The following is a 16,818-nucleotide window of genomic DNA, read 5'->3' on the forward strand; positions in this document are numbered from 1 at the left end:
CAGCGGCGGCAGCGACGCAAAGGATCTGCGTGACAACATCGCTGGATGGCTGGATGGCGACGGCGATGGCTTCGGTGGTGCAGACGGCAGTGACGGAGACAATGCCGCTCAAGGCGTGCCGTCAAACCCCTCAGGTGGGTCGGGAGCCGCGGCTCGCAAGGTCGATCTGGGACCCGCAGTGCGACTTCTCCTTCGTTCGCCCGGCGGCCGGAGCGATGGGCCCAGCGGTGGCGGCGGCGGAGGAGGAGCTGGTGGGGGCGGTGGTCGGTCGTCAGGAGGCGTGAAGCGCTCCGTTGGCCGCATCTCGCGGGCTGCGGGCCGGGCGGGAAGCCTCGCGCTCGCCTACTCATCCGGCAACCGCGCTGCCCTCGATCGAGCGGGCCTCAACTACGACGAGCTGCGGGCACTCGGCGACCCGGTCGCGGTCGGCATAAAGATTGTCGAGGCCGCGTTCGAGGCCAAGGCCGACAGCACTCTTGCTGACGCGGAAGAACGCGACATCGTCGCCGAGGTGGTCTCCTGGATTCTGGAGCACCCCGCAGACCGCGCGCCCGCTCCGGAGGACGTAGTCCGCAAGACTATCGAGACCACGATCGCTGAGACCGCGCTCACGGAGATTGCCTCCTCGCTCCACGACAAGGGGGCCTCCTTTACCGAGCGCCAAAGTGTCGAGCAGCAGGTTCGCGACGTCGCCGCCGAGTACGCCGCACAGGCGAACTTCACTGCCACAGGCGCCACCGAGCAGGAGATGGCGAGCGCCATCGAAACGGGCATCCGCGACATCGGCACAATCTTCGGAGTGTCCTCATGAGCCGCCTCATCCTCACCCTGTCCGAGGCATCGGCCAATGCAGCTCTCACATCCGGGATTTTCGACGAGGTCTTCCTCTGGACAGGCACAGGACGTAGTACCTTCACGGGATCCACCGGGCCGTTCCTTCATGAGCTCGGCGCGGTCAATCCGATCAACGTTGACCTTGTCCGAATCGCTCTAGGTGTGCTCGCGACGGATCGCTCGATTCTCCGTGCCCGCGGCGGCTCCGACTGGAATGCCCGCGACCTCGACTTGACGGTCGACGTCGCCAGCCCCGACACTTGGAGCGCGCATGCCGACGAGCTGTCAGCGCTAATTGGTTTCCTCACAGGCGACCACTGGACATTCAGCTTCACACAGGCGCCCGCCGCGGCCTTCCCGCCCCTCGTGGTAGAGGGTCAGCACCACGGCCGCACCGTCCTGCTGAGCGGCGGTGCCGACTCGGCAGTAGGGGCATTGCTGTCGGCGCTCGATCTCGGCAGCGACAGCTCGCAGGCGCTCGTGTCGCACTTCAGCTTCACCGCGCTCTCGCCTGTCCAGCGCGACCTGGTCTCTGCGATTGAGGGTCTCATCCGGGAGCAGGCGCAGGTGCACCATCAGTTCCATCTCAACCGTGGTAGTCGCCGCCTCGACGGCACCCAGTTCCGCAGCGAAACCTCTACCCGTTCGCGTTCATTTCTCTTCCTTGCGCTCGGCCTCGCCGTCGCCGAGCGGGCCGGTTCGACTCTCTGGATTCCCGAGAACGGCTTCGCCTCGCTCAATCCGCCTCTCGGACCTGATCGCCGCGGCAGCCTCTCCACACACACCACGCACCCTCGCTTTCTCAGCGACCTCAGTGCACTCGTCACCACGGTCGGCGGCCACGGTGCCCTCGAGAACCCCTTCGAGACGATCACCAAGGGGGAGATGTTCCGTCGCGTCGCGGCGGCCATCGGCTTCGACGCGGCCTCCCGCTACCTGAGCGCGACCAACTCTTGTTCCCACACCGACGGCCGATATAGCGGCGCACCGTCCGGTGCAGCATGCGGCGTGTGCTTCGGCTGTCTCGTGCGACGCTCTGCGTTCAATGCCTCCGACATCCCGGACACCACGACCTACCTCGTCAACGACACCACCGGCAGGTTCATCGAGTTTGTTCGCAGCAAGAACATCGTCGAACCGATGCGCGACTTCGTCCACCGCGGCGTGCGCCCCAAAGATGTCATGGCCATGTCGCTTCCAGACGGTTACAGGGCAGTGGACGCCGTCACGCTATGCGCCCTCGGCGTGGAGGAATTGAGAGGCGTCGTCGGATGACGCCACCCCTCCCGCCGCTGGATCTCCACGCGCACATCAGGCCGACGATCCCTGCCCGGGACCTGGAACGCCTCGGCGCGGTCGTGTTCGCAGCCAGTCGGTCCCTTGACGAGTTCGAGGCTACACAGGGTCGACGCGATGCAGTCACGGTGTGGGGGGTCGGCTGCCACCCGGGCGTTGTTGTCGCGCATCGAAACTTCAGTCGCGACCGCTTCGCAACTTTAGCCCGGACGACCCCGTTTGTCAGCGAGGTGGGGCTGGATCGACGATCGAAGGTGCCAATGGCAATGCAGGAGGCAACATTCCGAACGGTCCTGCAAGAGCTCGCCGCGCTACCTAGGATCGTATCCATCCACAGCAGCGGCGCACCCGACCTGGTCCTCGACACTCTCGCCGAAGACGCAATCCAAGGAGCTGTGTTGCACTGGTGGCGGGGGAGTCCTGCACAGACCGCCCGAGCTGTTGCTCTCGGGTGCTGGTTTTCAGTGAACGCGGCAGGCGTGAAACACCCGACTGACATAGCGCAGATCCCGCTCGAGCGCATACTTACCGAGACCGACCACCCGGTTGGTGATCGAACCTCGCCTCTGCCGCGCCAGCCGGGCGCGGTGGAGAGCGTCGAGGGAGCGCTCGCGGCGATTCACGGAGTTGCCGCCGAGGGAATGCGCGCTCAGGTTTGGCAGAACTTCAAGCGGCTGGTCAATGAGACCGAGGTCGCGCCACTTCTCCCGTCGCCGGTAAGGCGGATGCTCAGTGCGGCATAGCCATAATGCACTCCGGTTCAGCAACATGAGCCCGAGCTACCACTTCACCCGGATGCGCGCCCTCGGCATCAACGGCTGATCCGGGAGGGAAATGGTCCAACGCTGCCGGACCCGTCGTCGATCCACCACTGGCCCCTGTCGGCGAGGATGCGTACCTCGCGCTGCCCCGCGCGCTACGAGAAACAGTCCGCTGTCCATCGGGCCGACCTGTCTGTACACAAGGATGAATCCCTGACCGATCAGATTCGACGCCTCCGAAAGGACTTGTCGGGGCGTCGTCGACGGCCACCCATCAACATCTCGTCGGTCATGGTTGCAGCGTGGCGGCATCGCGGGCCCGGTCGGCACCTCGCGGGCCTCAACCTTCCATGCCCCGAACCGCTAGCCGAGTCCTTCCCTGGTCAGTGCGCCTCTGGATTCATTTCGACGTCCGGCAGTGCCGTAGCTTGGAACTCTGCGCGGTGAGCTACGGCCCGCTCCACAAGCGCGTACACCCGATCGTTAAGGCCGTCGCCGGGGTAGTAAGCGGAGAAGATCGATTCGGCGTCGTCGGCGCTTTCGATGTCGAGCTCGGCGACGAGGCTGACGATGTCGGCGGTGTCACGTCCGGGTCGGCCCATCGCGGCGCGGAGCTTCATGGCGAGAAGCTCATCCGCCGGCGCCACTTCGACGCGGACACCGTCGCGGTCGTAAAGGGGTCTCCAGTCGACGGACTTGCCCCAGTCGGGGAAGAACTGGGAGGCGTTGGAGTTCAGCCAGCCGGACGGCCAATCGCGCTCGACAGCGATCCGCTCGGCGATGCGAATGAGAGCATCGTGCGGGTCCAAGCGTGCGTCGACATCGACCGTTCGCCGGCGGTCGATGTGGGAGAGCGCCAGAGCGGCACCTCCCACGATGCTGATCCGGACAGGGCCGATCCCTTCGGCTTGGACTCGTTCGATGAGACCGTTCAGTCCATCGATGAGTGAGTCGCGGTCGAGACCAGGTCGTTGATCAGACACTGGCGAGCGTTCCCTCTTCGATCAGGATGCCCCGTTCGAGGAACTCGGGCGGCACCTTGGACGCATCCGGTGCGTCGTCGAGCGGGTGTAGGTGCGGGGCCCGCAGCTCAGAGTCTTCGGTAATCGCTTGATTCGTCCAGAGCGCCGCGGGCAGACCCGCCTGGCGCAGCCGGTACGCGACGGTGCCGGACAATGCGGCGTCCCAATCTCGGCTGCCGGTGCCTTCTGGCTGGGCGACGACGAGCGCCGCAACGACCAGTGGGTCTTCCTTCGCCAGCCCATCAGAGAGGTCGAGGAGCGCGCGGAACGCGCCGTCCCGGCTGCCCTCGTGGACGGCGGCGGCGATGCGCGCTGCCGTTTCGACGGCGCTCGGATGGGTAGTCGGAATGAGGAAGAGACGATGCCGTGCGGCGCGCGCGAGGTGCGCTGCGGACGCGACACCGGTGTCTCGCTTGCCGCGTTCCACGCTAGAGACGATCGGTTGGTACGTGTCCGCGCGGTCTGCGATTTCTGCCTGGCTGAATCCTGAGGCCTTGCGTGCGGCCCGAATCAGATCCGCGAATGCCATCCCACTCACCTCCTCGCATTTATACTCAATTGAGTATAACCCTTAACGCGCTCAGATGGCGCTGCGTCAGTTGCTCCATAAGCTTCCTCCGCTCTCCGACAGGACCCTCTCGTTGAGCCGATCGGCGACCGACCCAAGATCGTCCTCGAAGAGGTCGGCATAAGTGTCCAGTGTCATCGCAGCAGACTTGTGCCCCAGCATGCGCTGGAGGGCCTTGACGTTGGCGCCGGCACTCACGGCCAAGCTGGCGGCGGTGTGTTTAAGATCGTGCGGGGTCATGTGGTCGAGTCCGGCATCGCGCAGCGCCGTCAGCCACCAGGACTGCCGGTTCCAGGCAGTGTCGGGTCGCGCGAGATAGCCGCCCGCTCGTGCGGGGAAGACGAGGTCGTCACGCTTCTTGCCTGCGATGAGCTGCCCGAGGCGTGGGGCGAGGAATGCGGGGAAGGGCACCGAACGAGCTTCCCAGCTCTTCGGCGGCCCGACGTGGATGAGCCCGTCTACTTCTGTCGCGGTCTGGTGGATGGCCAGACGGCAACGGTCAAGGTCGATGTCGTTCACGGTGAGCGCGACAGCTTCGCCCCACCGAATGCCGGTGTAGGCCAGAGTCAACACGAGCACGCTGCGCTTGTCATCGGGCACCGCCCGTGCGAAGCGGAAGACCTCCTCGTTGGTGAGATACCGGCGACGCTTCTTGGTTCCCTTACGCGGAAGGTTGCTCGCACCCCGAGCCGGGTTCGCTGGAATCCTGCCATCACGTACCGCTACATCGAGAATCCCGGCGAGGATCCCCACCGCGCGTAGGACGACGCCGGCCGATCTGGGCTTGCCGGCATTGCCCACGCGGACCCGCACGGTGACAGCTTTGCCCTGGCTCAGTTCTCGGATCCACTTCTCGACCGCGGAGGGGCGAATCGCGCCGATCGGCGTCGCCGCCCAGCGCGGCTCGACGTAGACACGCCAGGCGATGCGGATGGGGGAGAAGCTGGACGGTTTGAGGGCTTGCTCCTTGTTGGCGAGCCATTCTTCGGCGAGCTCACCGACTGTGATCCTGGATTGAGATGCCTCGAAGTAGGTACCCTTCATCATCGCTACTTCGACCGTCGCGTTATATAGCTCCGCTTCACGCTTGGTGCGGAACCCTCGCTTCTCACGTTGCTGGTGTTCGGGGTCGCGCCAGCGCACGCGATAGCGCCGGCCTTTGGCCGACTCGTAAGCATCGATGCTTCCCACTCGCAGAACCTAACTCTCGTCACCGACGACGCCGCGCGGCGCTATCCAGGAACTCCAGGTTCGACGGCTATCTGAGGATGGGTGCACTCTGGACCTGTGCGAGCGACACCAGAACCAAGACCGCGGGGAGCATCGGACGACGAAGCGGTCGAGCTTTGCGCCGAGTGGATGCGATACCTCGGTGAGATAGACGCTGTCGTGGCCAGAGGTGAATCGCACCGGGTCTGCGATCTGTATGGTTCTCGTTACCTCGGGTGGGTTGAGAACGGGCGGGGGAACATCGGCTCGGAACTCGTTGAGCGTGCGGCGTCGCTCGTCACGTCCGACGGACGTCGGGGACTGATCTTTGTTCGTCGCGGCGTTCGTCCCGGAGCGATTGATCGCGCCGATCAGCTGGGTATCGCGATATTCGGGTTCGATCCGCGGGGCGGGACATTGGACGGCGTCAATTTCCTTGGCCGCCAACTGTGGGCGACGGGGCTCGCCCGGTAGAGCCCTCAGCTTGATCATTCGATGCCAACCGAAGCGGCGTGCCGCGCAGGAGCCTCGACGATCGGTCCAGCGGATGACTGGGCAGCGCGCCGCAGTTCCGATCTGGCGGCCGCTTGAGACTTCTCCATCGTTTCTTCTACCGTTCGGCGTTGCATCAGTTCGACCAGTTCTGCTCTCGCAGCGTCTTCAGTCGGGGCAACGAGCACGACGGAGTTCTGCTCCTTGCCGCGAGTAAGACCGACATAGAGGCCCGCGGCGTCAACTCCCGGACCAACGAGGGAGCGGTCGGTCGTCTCGCCTTGAACCCCGTAGACCGTTGTGGCGTAGGCGAGGTGGATGTGCGACTCGGCGTAGTCGAGGCTGACCTTCCGAAGGTCGGTCGTATCGGTGCTGGCGGCGAGGATGACGCTGTCGTTGCTGATGGTCTTTACGATCCAGTTCTGGCGGTTCTGCACGTCGGCGACTGAATCATTCCGACGCGATTGAACTACGTCGCCGACAAAGATTGTCTGTCCACCCTGTCCGGAAACCGAGCGGCCCACGGATATTGCGCCAGATGCGATCCGGCGGGCCTGGATCGCTTCGCTAATCTCCTGCGCTTCAGCGTGAGTCGCCGTGACCAGGGATATCGTCTCTCGATCGCGTGCGGCGTCGAACCATCCTTCGACCATCGCCGCACGCGCGGCGAGGTCGCTATCTGCCATCACAGCGTGCTCGGTACGAATGATGTCGGTGGCCACGCCCCACATGGCTGCCTGGTCTACGGGATCCCGTAGTCGAAGCATGAGTTCCGCCCACTCGGGATCTTTGAATCGATGCGTAGTCGTGAGCTCAACACGCTGAGGTGACCGGCGCCAGAAGAGCACCATGGCACCCGAGTGCCCGACCGGGAGCGCTTGTTGCTCGTCGCCGACGAGAGCGACTCCCGCGCCAGAGGCATGCGCAATATCGAGGAGGGCTGACGCGGCCTCGAGGTCCAGCATGCCAGCCTCGTCTACGACGATGCGGTCACCACGATCGATGCGGATCCGTGGGCCGTTGTAGATTGCCCCCGTCACCAGATCCCTCTCGCCGATCGAGAGACGCTTCCACACGGTCGCCCCGGACGCGTCAGCTGCCCAGCGCCATCCAAAATCGTGAAGGAGCTGGTGGAGGGACGACGATGCGCTCATCGTCTCGCGTCCGGCGACAGCGGAAGCCTTCTTGGTTGGTGCGACGATGATCATCTTGCGGCCGCGTCGCCGCAAAGCGGCACCCGCGACCTTGAGCATGGTGGTCTTTCCCGTGCCAGCCGGGCCAGAGACGACGACGCTGCTCGACGTGCCACCTATGGCCGCAGCACCATCAAGCTGCCCGTCGTCCAGAACTCGGTCAGGCTCGATTGCGCGACCAATCGCGACGACCTCGTCCGTATCCAGGATCTGTCCGGGCGCGGAGAACGCGTCGACCTTCTGGGCCAGTGTGGCCTTTAGCGTTGCGGTGGAGACCGCCATGAGGTGCTTGACGTGCTTTGGCGCGTCCGTTTCGGAGATCAGCGCCACGGTGCGCGATCGCGCTACGACTTCCTCAGCGAGCTTGACGAGCGCATCGCGGTCGGCGACAACGCCTGTGCCGGCGATAGCTCGGAGCGCACCGGCCCGCACATCCATCCGGCTGAATCGACCGCCGCTGCCGGTCGAGCGAGCGTCCGCGTCAACAACGGCCTTCGCTGCCAGCAACTTGATGTCAAGGTGGTCGATGGCGACGGGTGGTACCGAAACTGGCGAACCATGCGTACCGAGCGCGGGGTCGGCGGCGAGGAGTTCTTCCCGGACGAGCTCGGCCCATCCGTCTTCGTCCAGGTCGCCGGGCTTGTTGGGTCGGCCGACCGCCCACGCCCAATGGTCGATCTGGCTGAGCACATCGTGGGACGGCTGCTGTCCGGGGTGCTGCTGTCTCCACCACGCGATCCGCGTGATCTTGTTGGCTTCGATCTGCGCGGACCGTTTCGACAGCGGCCGAACCAGGTGCTGCAGTTGGGTGATCTCGCCGTCCTCGTTGAGGGTGAACCCCTTCTCGTGGAGGGCAGAGATCCAGGTGGGGTCGGTGCGGGAGGCGAGGTCGCCCTCGGCGTTGATCACGTTCTGGAACCGCAACGCGACCCGGGTGTCGATGTTGGACCACTTGCCATCCACACCTTGGACTTTGACGTTCAGCCAGAGGTGGCGGTGCTTGTGCGGGTCCAAGGAGCGGGAGCGTTCGTGGCGGAGGTCGACGATCTCGATTCGGGCGAGGTCTTCGCGGATACTGCCGCCTTTGCCGCGGCGGGCGTTGAGTTCGCTCTGCCAGAGCTTGATGATCCGGTCGCGGAGGCGGTCTTGGAGGTCTTCGTACGCGGCGGCGAGGTCGGGGTCGAGCATGGCGGCGATCGAGAACGATTTCGGTGCGTTGATCGTCGCATCCAGAATCAGATCCGCCACAGGCGACTCGAGATCCCGTCCGCGGCGCTCCCCGGTGAGGGGGTCGAGCCCGTCGACCCAGGCCTTCAGTTGGTCGCGGGCGAGGAGGTCGTCGCGGATGCTCCCGTTCTCGACGATGTACCGGGTCATCACGGCGTCGGCGTAACCAGCAGCGGCGATGACCCCGTCGGTGGTTTTGGCGGTCAGGGTGGCGTCACAGACACCGCTGAAGGCGTAGTTGACCGCTTGCTTGACCCCGTGGGAGGACTGTCCCCGTTTCCATCTGGCTACTCCACCTCGCACCTGCTCTCACCTCCCACTAACGTCGTCTTGGGCCTCCCGAAACCGGGCGAACTTGTCCTTTCGAAAAAGGTCCTTCTACTTAGAACTTCCGGTTCGAAGGCGGATTGGGCGCGCAAATGGCCCAAATGTCCGAAACCCGCTAGAAATCGATCGGAATCGGGCCGTTTCTGCCCGCAGCGAACCGTGTCAGGGGGCCGCCCGATCATCGTCCGCCCAACCACCGACGCGAGCCTGAGACGACCCCAGCTCAGCGCGTTCGATCGTGCGGTAGCGGAGGTGGGCGGGGGACGTGCAGGTCGCTTCTGCTGTGAATCCGGCAAGCCTCCCGGTGCAGCCAACGGCGACCTGCGCCGCGGCGCCGTTCCCGAAAGCGATGCCCTCATACCTACACGTTGTGTTTGCCAGGCGGTTTTGACGCGCAAATCCGAAATTCGCAGAAACCGTTCACTGCCCGACCGCATCCCGTGGCCGGCCATTCGAGCTTCGCAACACGCAAGACAGCCCCGCCGCGTGGCTGAGTCGCCAGTCGGTGCGTCAGGTTTGTGCTGCAGGCTGCAGCGCGGGTTCACCCGGAGCAAGACGGGTGAGGTTGACGAAGGGCACGCATGCCGTCTCCGCGGTTAGGGCGGCGAGCCAGCCGATCGGAGCGCGCGGGTCGGCGGCGATCGCCCATCCATCCATCACGCATCTGCTGACGGTCTCAACGCATTCCTGCTTCTCCGCTGCGGTCGGGTTCGCGGACCCCTCCACACCGATGAGTCCGCCTTGCAGTTCCGGTGCCATGTTGCTGGTGTCGATGATGAATGCCCGCATCCCACTCACTCCAAGGGTCGATCGTTTTTGAGTGCCGTTCCGGCGAGTGATCGAGAGCGAGCGGGAGGTGCACAGTGCCGGGTCGTGGAGTATCGGGGGAGCGCAGCGGAGGAGGCTACGCCGCGAAAGCCCGGCACGGAGCACCGGGAGTGAGCTACGATCGGGCGGCGGAAAGGCCCTCAAAACCCAATAGTGCAGCGCCGCGTGCGGCGACCTCGACTAGCGGCATGTGAAGACATGGATGTGGCCCCGTCACCGGCCGGGTAACGACGCGGCGGCAAGTGCTGACACACCTTCATCGGCTCGTTGAGCAGGGGCAAGTAGACGCCGTCGTCCACATAGATCAGGGCACGGAACAGGGATCGGCCCACCCTGATAGTCGGTGAGATCGAGGCAACAAGGTTGACGCGGAAGCCCTTTGAAACCGGGACTGGCGCAGGCCGCTCCACTTAAGTGCCTACGTGCATTCGCTCTGTAGCCTTTCTGCTTATCTGTGCTTGTCCCTTCCTTCTGCTCTTTGTTCTTTCCTCCTCCCTCTTCGCTTCGTTTCCTTCCTCTCCTGCTCCAGTCCTTCCCTCTTCACGTTCCTCTCCCTTCCATCCGCGCCTCATACTCGGGGCGATGCGTCCCGACCGAGGGCCGCCCGACGAGAGAAGGGAGCCCCGATCAAAGGAGGGCCGGGGGTCATTGCGCTGACGGCTACTTAGTCGTCTACTGGACGTTCCTCGACTATCTTGTCGGCCTTCATGACCGAGCAAATGCCGTAAATCGGATGAGTTCGGATCCCGGGTTTCGGGTCCCGGGTCTGAGAAGGTCCGCCCCAAGGTCCTCTACTGTTTGCCTAGAGTTGCGAATAGGGTCGCAATAGCTACAGTCATTGTTACGAGCGGAACCAAGTATCGAACGGTTGCTTCGACTGCAGTGGTTTCGGCCATGGGATGCAGGTATCTACGCACCTCGGCGGAGCCTGCACTGACGAACATTTCCATCGCCACATCTTCTCGAGACCGTCGGATTGCCTCCGGAATCAATTCCGTCCGGCCAATGCCAACGAGGCCGTTGATGTCGTGCAGGAGCTTGGCATAGTCATTGGCGGCGTTTGTGTGATTGCGCCAGAACGCCGGCCCTTCAACGGGAACGACCAACATGATGCCTTCGGCGACCTCGGCCGCGTGTCGAGTCACATCGGGGCGACCGGCAACGTTGGTTCGACGGCCTGTTACTACCGTCATGAGGGCACGCGCAGTCTTCCCGGATAGGTTGGCCAAGCTGTATCCGATTCCGATCTGCCATCCGTCAGATTTAGTAGGTATTAGACGAGCCGTCTCCATCGCGGTTCGCGCGAAGTTCGTAGGCGGATCGAACGCGACTGGCGCAAGGTACAGGTATGCCCAGACGAAGAAGCCGACAGCGCAAGCCTCTGTAACGAGTGCGCTCACTGAGGAGACCACGCCTGCATCAGCCGTGGCCCTAAACACGAATGAAAGCGCAAGCACAACTGCGGACATCAGAACGATTGCGCCGGTAAGCATTCCTGACACCCAACCTACCCACCGCGCTGCGCACTTGCTGCGGAACCACATAAGCCGGCGTCGGTCTGCGGCGGTCAGCCCGGTCCCCGCCAGATCGCGCATTAGCTCATCGATCCTGACGGTGGAAGTCGGGAGATGAAGGCGAAACCGGCGGCCATCGCGCCATGGCAGGGAGAATTCGGCAGCTGGCTGGTCAGACGCGTTCGCACTGGTCATATGGGCATCATCTCAGCGGGGGCAGACACTGAAGAACCCGCCAGCGTCGAACAGATCGAGCGGCCCGTGACGGACGGACTCTCAGCGGTCCAGCGGGAACCCCAGAAGGGGGACTCCCGCTAGGGTTCCGATCGTAGACAGACTGGATCAATGCCTAACGGAACCATGGCTTCCCCCGCACGTTGGTACCGCGCAGCCCTTCAGATGAACCCGTTCGGGTACAAGGGCGCCCACTCTCCGGCACTGAAGTTCACGGACGAGGTCACATATAACGATGCATCAGTAGCGGCTGTGCTGGCGGAGAACATCGAAATCGTTGCTGTTACCGACCATTGGAGCATTGACACGGCCGAGTCGCTACTCGTTGCCCTCCGTGCCGCCGGAGTCACCGCGCTTCCCGGATTTGAGGCGACCTCTAGTGAGGGCGTCCATGTGCTTGTCATTTTCGCTGAGTCGACTGCGGCATCGGCAATCAACGCCGCTATTGGACAATGCGGCGGGTCGCCTGGAGGCTCGGGTTCCGGCACCGCTCCGATCGCTCAGATCCTCCAGGCGATGGCGGCCCGCGGTGCCTTGGTCTTGCCGCCTCACGCGAATGTCGACACTGGTCTGATGGGGAGGTTGTCAGGGCAGCCTCTCCAGAATGTGATCCATCACGAGATGCTGCACGTGCTCGGTATATCCCCAGACCTGCCATCGGCGACCAATCAGGAGGCCATAGCGGCGGGTCAGCCGCCCTTCAAACGGGACCACCCACTTGCAATTGTGTATGCAGACGACATCTGCCATCCAGACGCTCTAACCAAGCGAGGCACTTCCACTTGGTTCAAGCTCAGCGCGCCAACGCTAGATGGTTTACGTCTCGCCGTGCGCACCCCCGGGACGCGCGTGGCGCTCGAGCGCCCGGAGATCTCGAGCCGCCCGACCATTCGTGAGGTCACGTGTCTCGGAGGATTCCTCGATAACGTGACGATTCCGTTCGCTTCTGAACTCACGGCGATTATTGGTGGTCGAGGAACGGGCAAGAGCACTTTGATCGAGAGCATCAGGTTTGCGTTGGATCTCCACCCGCTCGGGAAGGAAGCGGCAAAGGAACACCAGGGCATGATCTCGCATGTGCTGGGACCGGGGGCGATTGTATCAATCGTCGTGGGAGTTTCAGAACCATTTCCTATGGAGTACACAATTCGCAGAGCGGTCGGAGAACGGCCCGTTGTGATGGACTCCGCGGGCACGGTGCTAAAGATGGTTCCGGCGGATGTAATCGAGGAAGTCGAGATCTTCGGACAACACGAGCTCGCCGAACTATCGCATGACCCCGAGGCAGTTGCGCGAATGCTCGCGAGATTCGCAGGGCAGAGCGACGCCGACGACGAGATCGGTCGAGTGCAGGAAGAACTCGCAGAAAACCGTCGTCTGCTTAGTCGGGCTGAAGAAAAGCTCGCAGAGTTAGACGCGGCACTCGCCGAACTTCCGAGACTCAAAGAGCAGAAGGATCGCTACGACAAATCCGATGTGGCGACTCGGCTTGACACTGTCTCAGGCCTTGCCGGCGACGAGGACCACCTCGCGGCGGCAAAAGAGCTCTTGAAGAACTCGTCTTCAATCGTCACTGGGTGGACTGAGCAGCCTGCGATCACGAAACTTGCCCGCTTTGAAACCGCGGCGGAAGATCGCCCACAACTAGAAATCCATAGAGCCGTGGAAGCTTCGGTCGCCTCGGCATCGGCTGCGATTCGAAATGCGGTCGAGGCCGCTGCCGAAGCGCTGAAGAAGGCCATCTCCGAGGTTGAAGCCGCGATCTCGCAATGGGAGCAGGCCGTCGGCCCTCAACGTGATGAGAACAACGCGATCCTGCGTCAATTGACGGAGGAGGGCTTAGAACCGGCCAGATACTTGGACGCCTCTCAAGCGCATTCTGCACTCGTCGCAAGGCAGGATGAGCGCCCTGAACTCCTAGCTCAGGTCACGACGCTTCAGGCTACACGCTTGACACTGCTGGGTCAGTTGCGCGCGCGTAACGCGGTGCTACAAGAGGCCTTCCTTGAGGCGATCCGTCATGCGAATCGAGCCTCCGGCGGCCGGGTGATCGTCAAGCCGGCGCTCACAGCCGACCGGTCGGCGTTCCTGGACGCGCTTGACGAGCATGTCACTGGTCAGCGCCATCAAATCCGCGACTTCATTATGAGCGAGCGATTCGATCCATCCACCTTCGTGACCACGGTCCGCGACGGCGCAGCCGCGATCAAGCAGAGCATGAGCGTGAGCGAGGGGCAAGCATCCAAGCTGGTCGACGCCGGCGAGCCGCTCATAAGAATGATCGAGGAACTCACGCTTCCGCGCGCGGTTTCGGTTGAGCTTGATGTCTCTGTAGACGACGAACCACGTCAGTATCGGTCCCTGGGAGATCTATCTAGGGGACAAAAGGCGACCGCCCTCCTTTTACTCTTGCTCAGTGCATCGAGCGCGCCACTAGTCATTGATCAACCCGAGGACGACCTCGATAACCGGTTTATTTACACCGGAGTGGTTCAGCACCTTCGCGCCCTGAAGGGTCGACGCCAGCTCATAGTTAGTACCCATAACGCTAACGTTCCTGTGCTGGGAGACTCGGAGCTGCTAGTAGCTTTGGAGAGCAAGCAGGGACACGGCATGCCCTTCCAGGATGGGATCGGTTCGCTCGACAGTGCGGTTATTCGAAAGCTAGCAGAGGATATTTTGGAGGGTGGCCGTGATGCTTTTGACGCTCGTCAACACCTTTACGGCTTCTGAATTGGTGCATTCCTCCGGCGCCATCCTGCGGGCGGGACGGTAGCGACGCTTGCGAAGCTACAAGAATCTCTCAGATCACGACTTCGAGCTACTTGTAGCCGATCTACTCGGCTCCGCTGCTGGGAAGTCATTTGAGGTCTTCGCCCGGGGCGCCGACGGCGGGGTCGACGTTCGCCATCTGGGTGCTGATGGGCAGCTTGACGTGGTGCAGTGCAAGCACATGGAGGGCAGCACATTTTCGCAGCTCCGAGCAGCAGCTAAGAAGGAGGCTAAAAAGATCGGGGAGCTTAACCCCAAGCCAGCCCGTTATCGCCTCGTTACAACTCGCACTCTGACGGCCGGGAACAAGTCGGAACTCAGGAAAATCCTATCGCCCTGGGTCGAGAGAGATAGCGATATCGTCGGCGCAGAGGACCTCGAGCTGCTGTTGAACGCGGCCCCCGAAGTCGAAAGACGGCACGTAAAACTGTGGTTGACGAGCGCAGCCCAGCTGAGCCAGTCAATCCACGCCGCGATCTGGACGCGGAGCGGTCAAATGCTCGCTGCCATTCAAAAGGCCATCCCCAAATATGTCGATACCGGCGTTTTTGGAGTCGCAAGCAGGAGGCTCTATGACGAGAAGGTCCTAATTCTCTCTGGGCCACCAGGAATTGGTAAAACGTCGGTCGCCCAAATGCTTGTTGCGGAGGCCGTCGCGCTTGGATACGAACCAATCGAGATATCAGCAGATATCGAAGAGGGCAATAGGGTCGTTGATCCTAACAAGAAGCAGATTCTGCTCTACGACGACTTTCTAGGCGCAACCTTTCTTGAGACGCGGCTGTCCAAGAACGAGGACAAGAGGATCGTCTCTTTCATGGCTCGGTGCAGAGCTTCCCCAAACACACTGTTGATTTTGACAACGCGTGAGTACATCCTCAAACAAGCCTCGTCCTGGTCGGAGGTTCTAGACCGCGAGGGATTGCCTATGCAGCGGATGCTGATTGAGCTCACCTCGTACTCACGGCGAGAACGCGCGCTCATCCTTTACAACCATTTGTACATGGCGTCGAAGTTGCCCGCAGAGGCGAAGCGGGCCCTTCTTCCAGACCGCGCGTATCTCAAAATCGTCGACCACAAGAATTACAACCCACGCATAATCGAGTTCGTAACTTCCGGATATTCGAACTTGCTCGACCCTGATCGCTATCTAGATTTTGTACTCAGTAATCTCGATGAGCCGGAGCAGGTCTGGCGTACCGCTTTCGAGCAGCAGCTCGACGATGACAGCAGGGACGTTGTTCTATTGTTGAGCACCATGCCCTCTGCAATCACGGTTGATGAGCTTGAGCGGTCTTTCGCGGCCCTGGCCGCCGCGCGCGGGAAGCTGATTGCACACGGTGCGGTAACCAAGGCACTCAGGGTGCTGGACGACTCCCTCACCAGAAGTTGGAGCGGACTCCGGGGTCCGGAGGTTGCTATCGCGAACCCGTCTGTCGGGGACTTTGCCGGCGCCTGGCTGCGAGCCAACCCTTTGGACGCGGAGGCATTGATTAACTCTGTCGTCTATTTTGAACAACTCGATTGGATTCGCGGGCAAGTTGTTGCCCCAAAGGCTGGCGCCGGTGTCGCTCGGTATAGAGAAGCCTTCAACGCATCGATATTGCGAACGACCGATGCAGCTCCGCTCGGATTCTCGATGAACTGGGTCCAGAACCGTTGGTACATGGCGTATCGAGAGAGCCGCGGCATAGAGGGCCGGCTGGTATTTGCCCTCCGGTCCGCCAACGACTTTCCCAAGTCAGCTCCCGATTCGACGTTTCAGGCTTGGCTGAGGGCGAAGGTGGAAATTGTGGCGGCCCGTTGGCGAGAAGGAAGGGTCGAGGACATGGAGAATGCGCTCGCCCTCCTGGAATGGATGAGTGACGGCGGATCCCTCCCAGATGTTCTGAAGGAAGCCGCGATTGACGCGATGAAAAGGGCGTCATCAGCAGGCGACTGGGAGGCGGTAGCGAACTTCTTGGAGGACAACCCGGAGGCCACTGGTGTGCAGATGGACCAACTGGCCGGAGACTTCGAAGCGTGGATCGACGATGCGCTCACTAGCGACCTTGACTCGTTTTCTGACACGGATGCGCTCAACGCTCTGGAACAGACGGCGGAGCGCTTCTCCATTTCCACGAGTGGCTGGCTCTGGCAGGATGCGTTTGATCAGGTCACGGCGCGCACAAATGGCTGGGACGGCGAACCGAGCCCCAAACGCGACTCCGTGCCCTCGCCGGAGCGTGAGGTCAGCGATGCGGAGCTTGAAGGGATATTCGGCCGCTTTGGTGCATGGGAGGAAGATGGCGCGACGGCTGCCGGTCAGTGAACCTGTCGGGTAGCAACAAGTACTCCCTCACGATTCCGCTCGCCCAGCGGTTCTTCGAACAGGAGTGCGCATCAGTCCGCCACTGCATGGTCGGCGTCGCGCGCGCGACAGGCGAGCGGATAGTCCATCTGGCAGTATCGTGCGCTTGGTCAGGCTGAAGCTAGCTGGACGCGCTTTTTGGCCGGACAGGTTAAGTTCCGAGCGCGACGACATGTGGTACAGCCCCTTGC

12 protein-coding genes are annotated in these 16,818 nt (G+C 62.5%); 6 read left to right on the forward strand and 6 right to left on the reverse strand.

Annotation, left to right across the window (positions count from 1 at the left end; genetic code table 11):
• The first annotated feature begins 29 nt into the window (after positions 1 to 29).
• From ASE16_RS19985 to ASE16_RS19450, 4 genes are read left to right on the forward strand one after another with little or no spacing between them, the layout of a single operon-like run.
• A complete protein-coding gene (locus ASE16_RS19985) occupies positions 30 to 284 on the forward strand; it encodes a hypothetical protein (RefSeq protein WP_200949631.1) in 255 nt (84 codons plus the stop codon).
• A complete protein-coding gene (locus ASE16_RS19990; RefSeq protein ID WP_082581408.1) occupies positions 281 to 811 on the forward strand; it encodes a hypothetical protein in 531 nt (176 codons plus the stop codon). Before ASE16_RS19985 ends, ASE16_RS19990 begins: the two co-directional genes overlap by 4 nt.
• Positions 808 to 2,109 carry a hypothetical protein gene (locus tag ASE16_RS12115; protein WP_055895240.1) on the forward strand — a complete coding sequence of 434 codons (1,302 nt, stop codon included), beginning with the start codon at positions 808 to 810 and terminating at the stop codon, positions 2,107 to 2,109. Before ASE16_RS19990 ends, ASE16_RS12115 begins: the two co-directional genes overlap by 4 nt.
• Positions 2,106 to 2,873, forward strand: coding sequence for a TatD family hydrolase (locus ASE16_RS19450; RefSeq protein WP_082581409.1), 768 nt, complete (start codon positions 2,106 to 2,108; stop codon positions 2,871 to 2,873). Before ASE16_RS12115 ends, ASE16_RS19450 begins: the two co-directional genes overlap by 4 nt.
• Positions 2,874 to 3,274: 401 nt before the next feature.
• Here the strand turns inward: ASE16_RS19450 and ASE16_RS12125 are convergent, their stop codons facing one another.
• The 6 genes from ASE16_RS12125 to ASE16_RS19780 form a co-directional block, all read right to left on the reverse strand.
• Positions 3,275 to 3,874: a hypothetical protein gene (locus tag ASE16_RS12125; protein ID WP_157480356.1), complete on the reverse strand. Its 600-nt coding sequence runs from the start codon at positions 3,872 to 3,874 to the stop codon at positions 3,275 to 3,277.
• Positions 3,867 to 4,442 carry a helix-turn-helix domain-containing protein gene (locus ASE16_RS12130; RefSeq protein WP_055895244.1) on the reverse strand — a complete coding sequence of 192 codons (576 nt, stop codon included), beginning with the start codon at positions 4,440 to 4,442 and terminating at the stop codon, positions 3,867 to 3,869. The genes ASE16_RS12125 and ASE16_RS12130 overlap by 8 nt, the downstream gene beginning before the upstream one ends.
• A gap of 66 nt (positions 4,443 to 4,508) precedes the next feature.
• On the reverse strand, positions 4,509 to 5,672 hold the full coding sequence (locus tag ASE16_RS12135) for a tyrosine-type recombinase/integrase (RefSeq protein ID WP_055895246.1): 1,164 nt from the start codon (positions 5,670 to 5,672) through the stop codon (positions 4,509 to 4,511).
• 506 nt (positions 5,673 to 6,178) lie between these two features.
• A complete protein-coding gene (locus ASE16_RS12140; protein WP_055895248.1) occupies positions 6,179 to 8,905 on the reverse strand; it encodes an AAA family ATPase in 2,727 nt (908 codons plus the stop codon).
• Between the two features lie 534 nt (positions 8,906 to 9,439).
• A complete protein-coding gene (locus ASE16_RS12145) occupies positions 9,440 to 9,718 on the reverse strand; it encodes a hypothetical protein (RefSeq protein ID WP_055895250.1) in 279 nt (92 codons plus the stop codon).
• A gap of 830 nt (positions 9,719 to 10,548) precedes the next feature.
• Complete coding sequence (locus tag ASE16_RS19780) at positions 10,549 to 11,250, reverse strand: hypothetical protein (protein ID WP_157480358.1); 702 nt, start codon at positions 11,248 to 11,250, stop codon at positions 10,549 to 10,551.
• Positions 11,251 to 11,616: 366 nt separating this feature from the next.
• Here ASE16_RS19780 and ASE16_RS12150 point away from each other — a divergent pair, with 366 nt between their 5' ends.
• A complete protein-coding gene (locus ASE16_RS12150) occupies positions 11,617 to 14,238 on the forward strand; it encodes a TrlF family AAA-like ATPase (protein ID WP_157480360.1) in 2,622 nt (873 codons plus the stop codon).
• A 49-nt stretch (positions 14,239 to 14,287) separates the two neighbouring features.
• Positions 14,288 to 16,588 carry a restriction endonuclease gene (locus ASE16_RS12155; RefSeq protein ID WP_157480363.1) on the forward strand — a complete coding sequence of 767 codons (2,301 nt, stop codon included), beginning with the start codon at positions 14,288 to 14,290 and terminating at the stop codon, positions 16,586 to 16,588.
• Positions 16,589 to 16,818 lie beyond the last annotated feature (230 nt).

The organism is Leifsonia sp. Root227 (assembly GCF_001428745.1).
GTDB lineage: Bacteria > Actinomycetota > Actinomycetes > Actinomycetales > Microbacteriaceae > Leifsonia.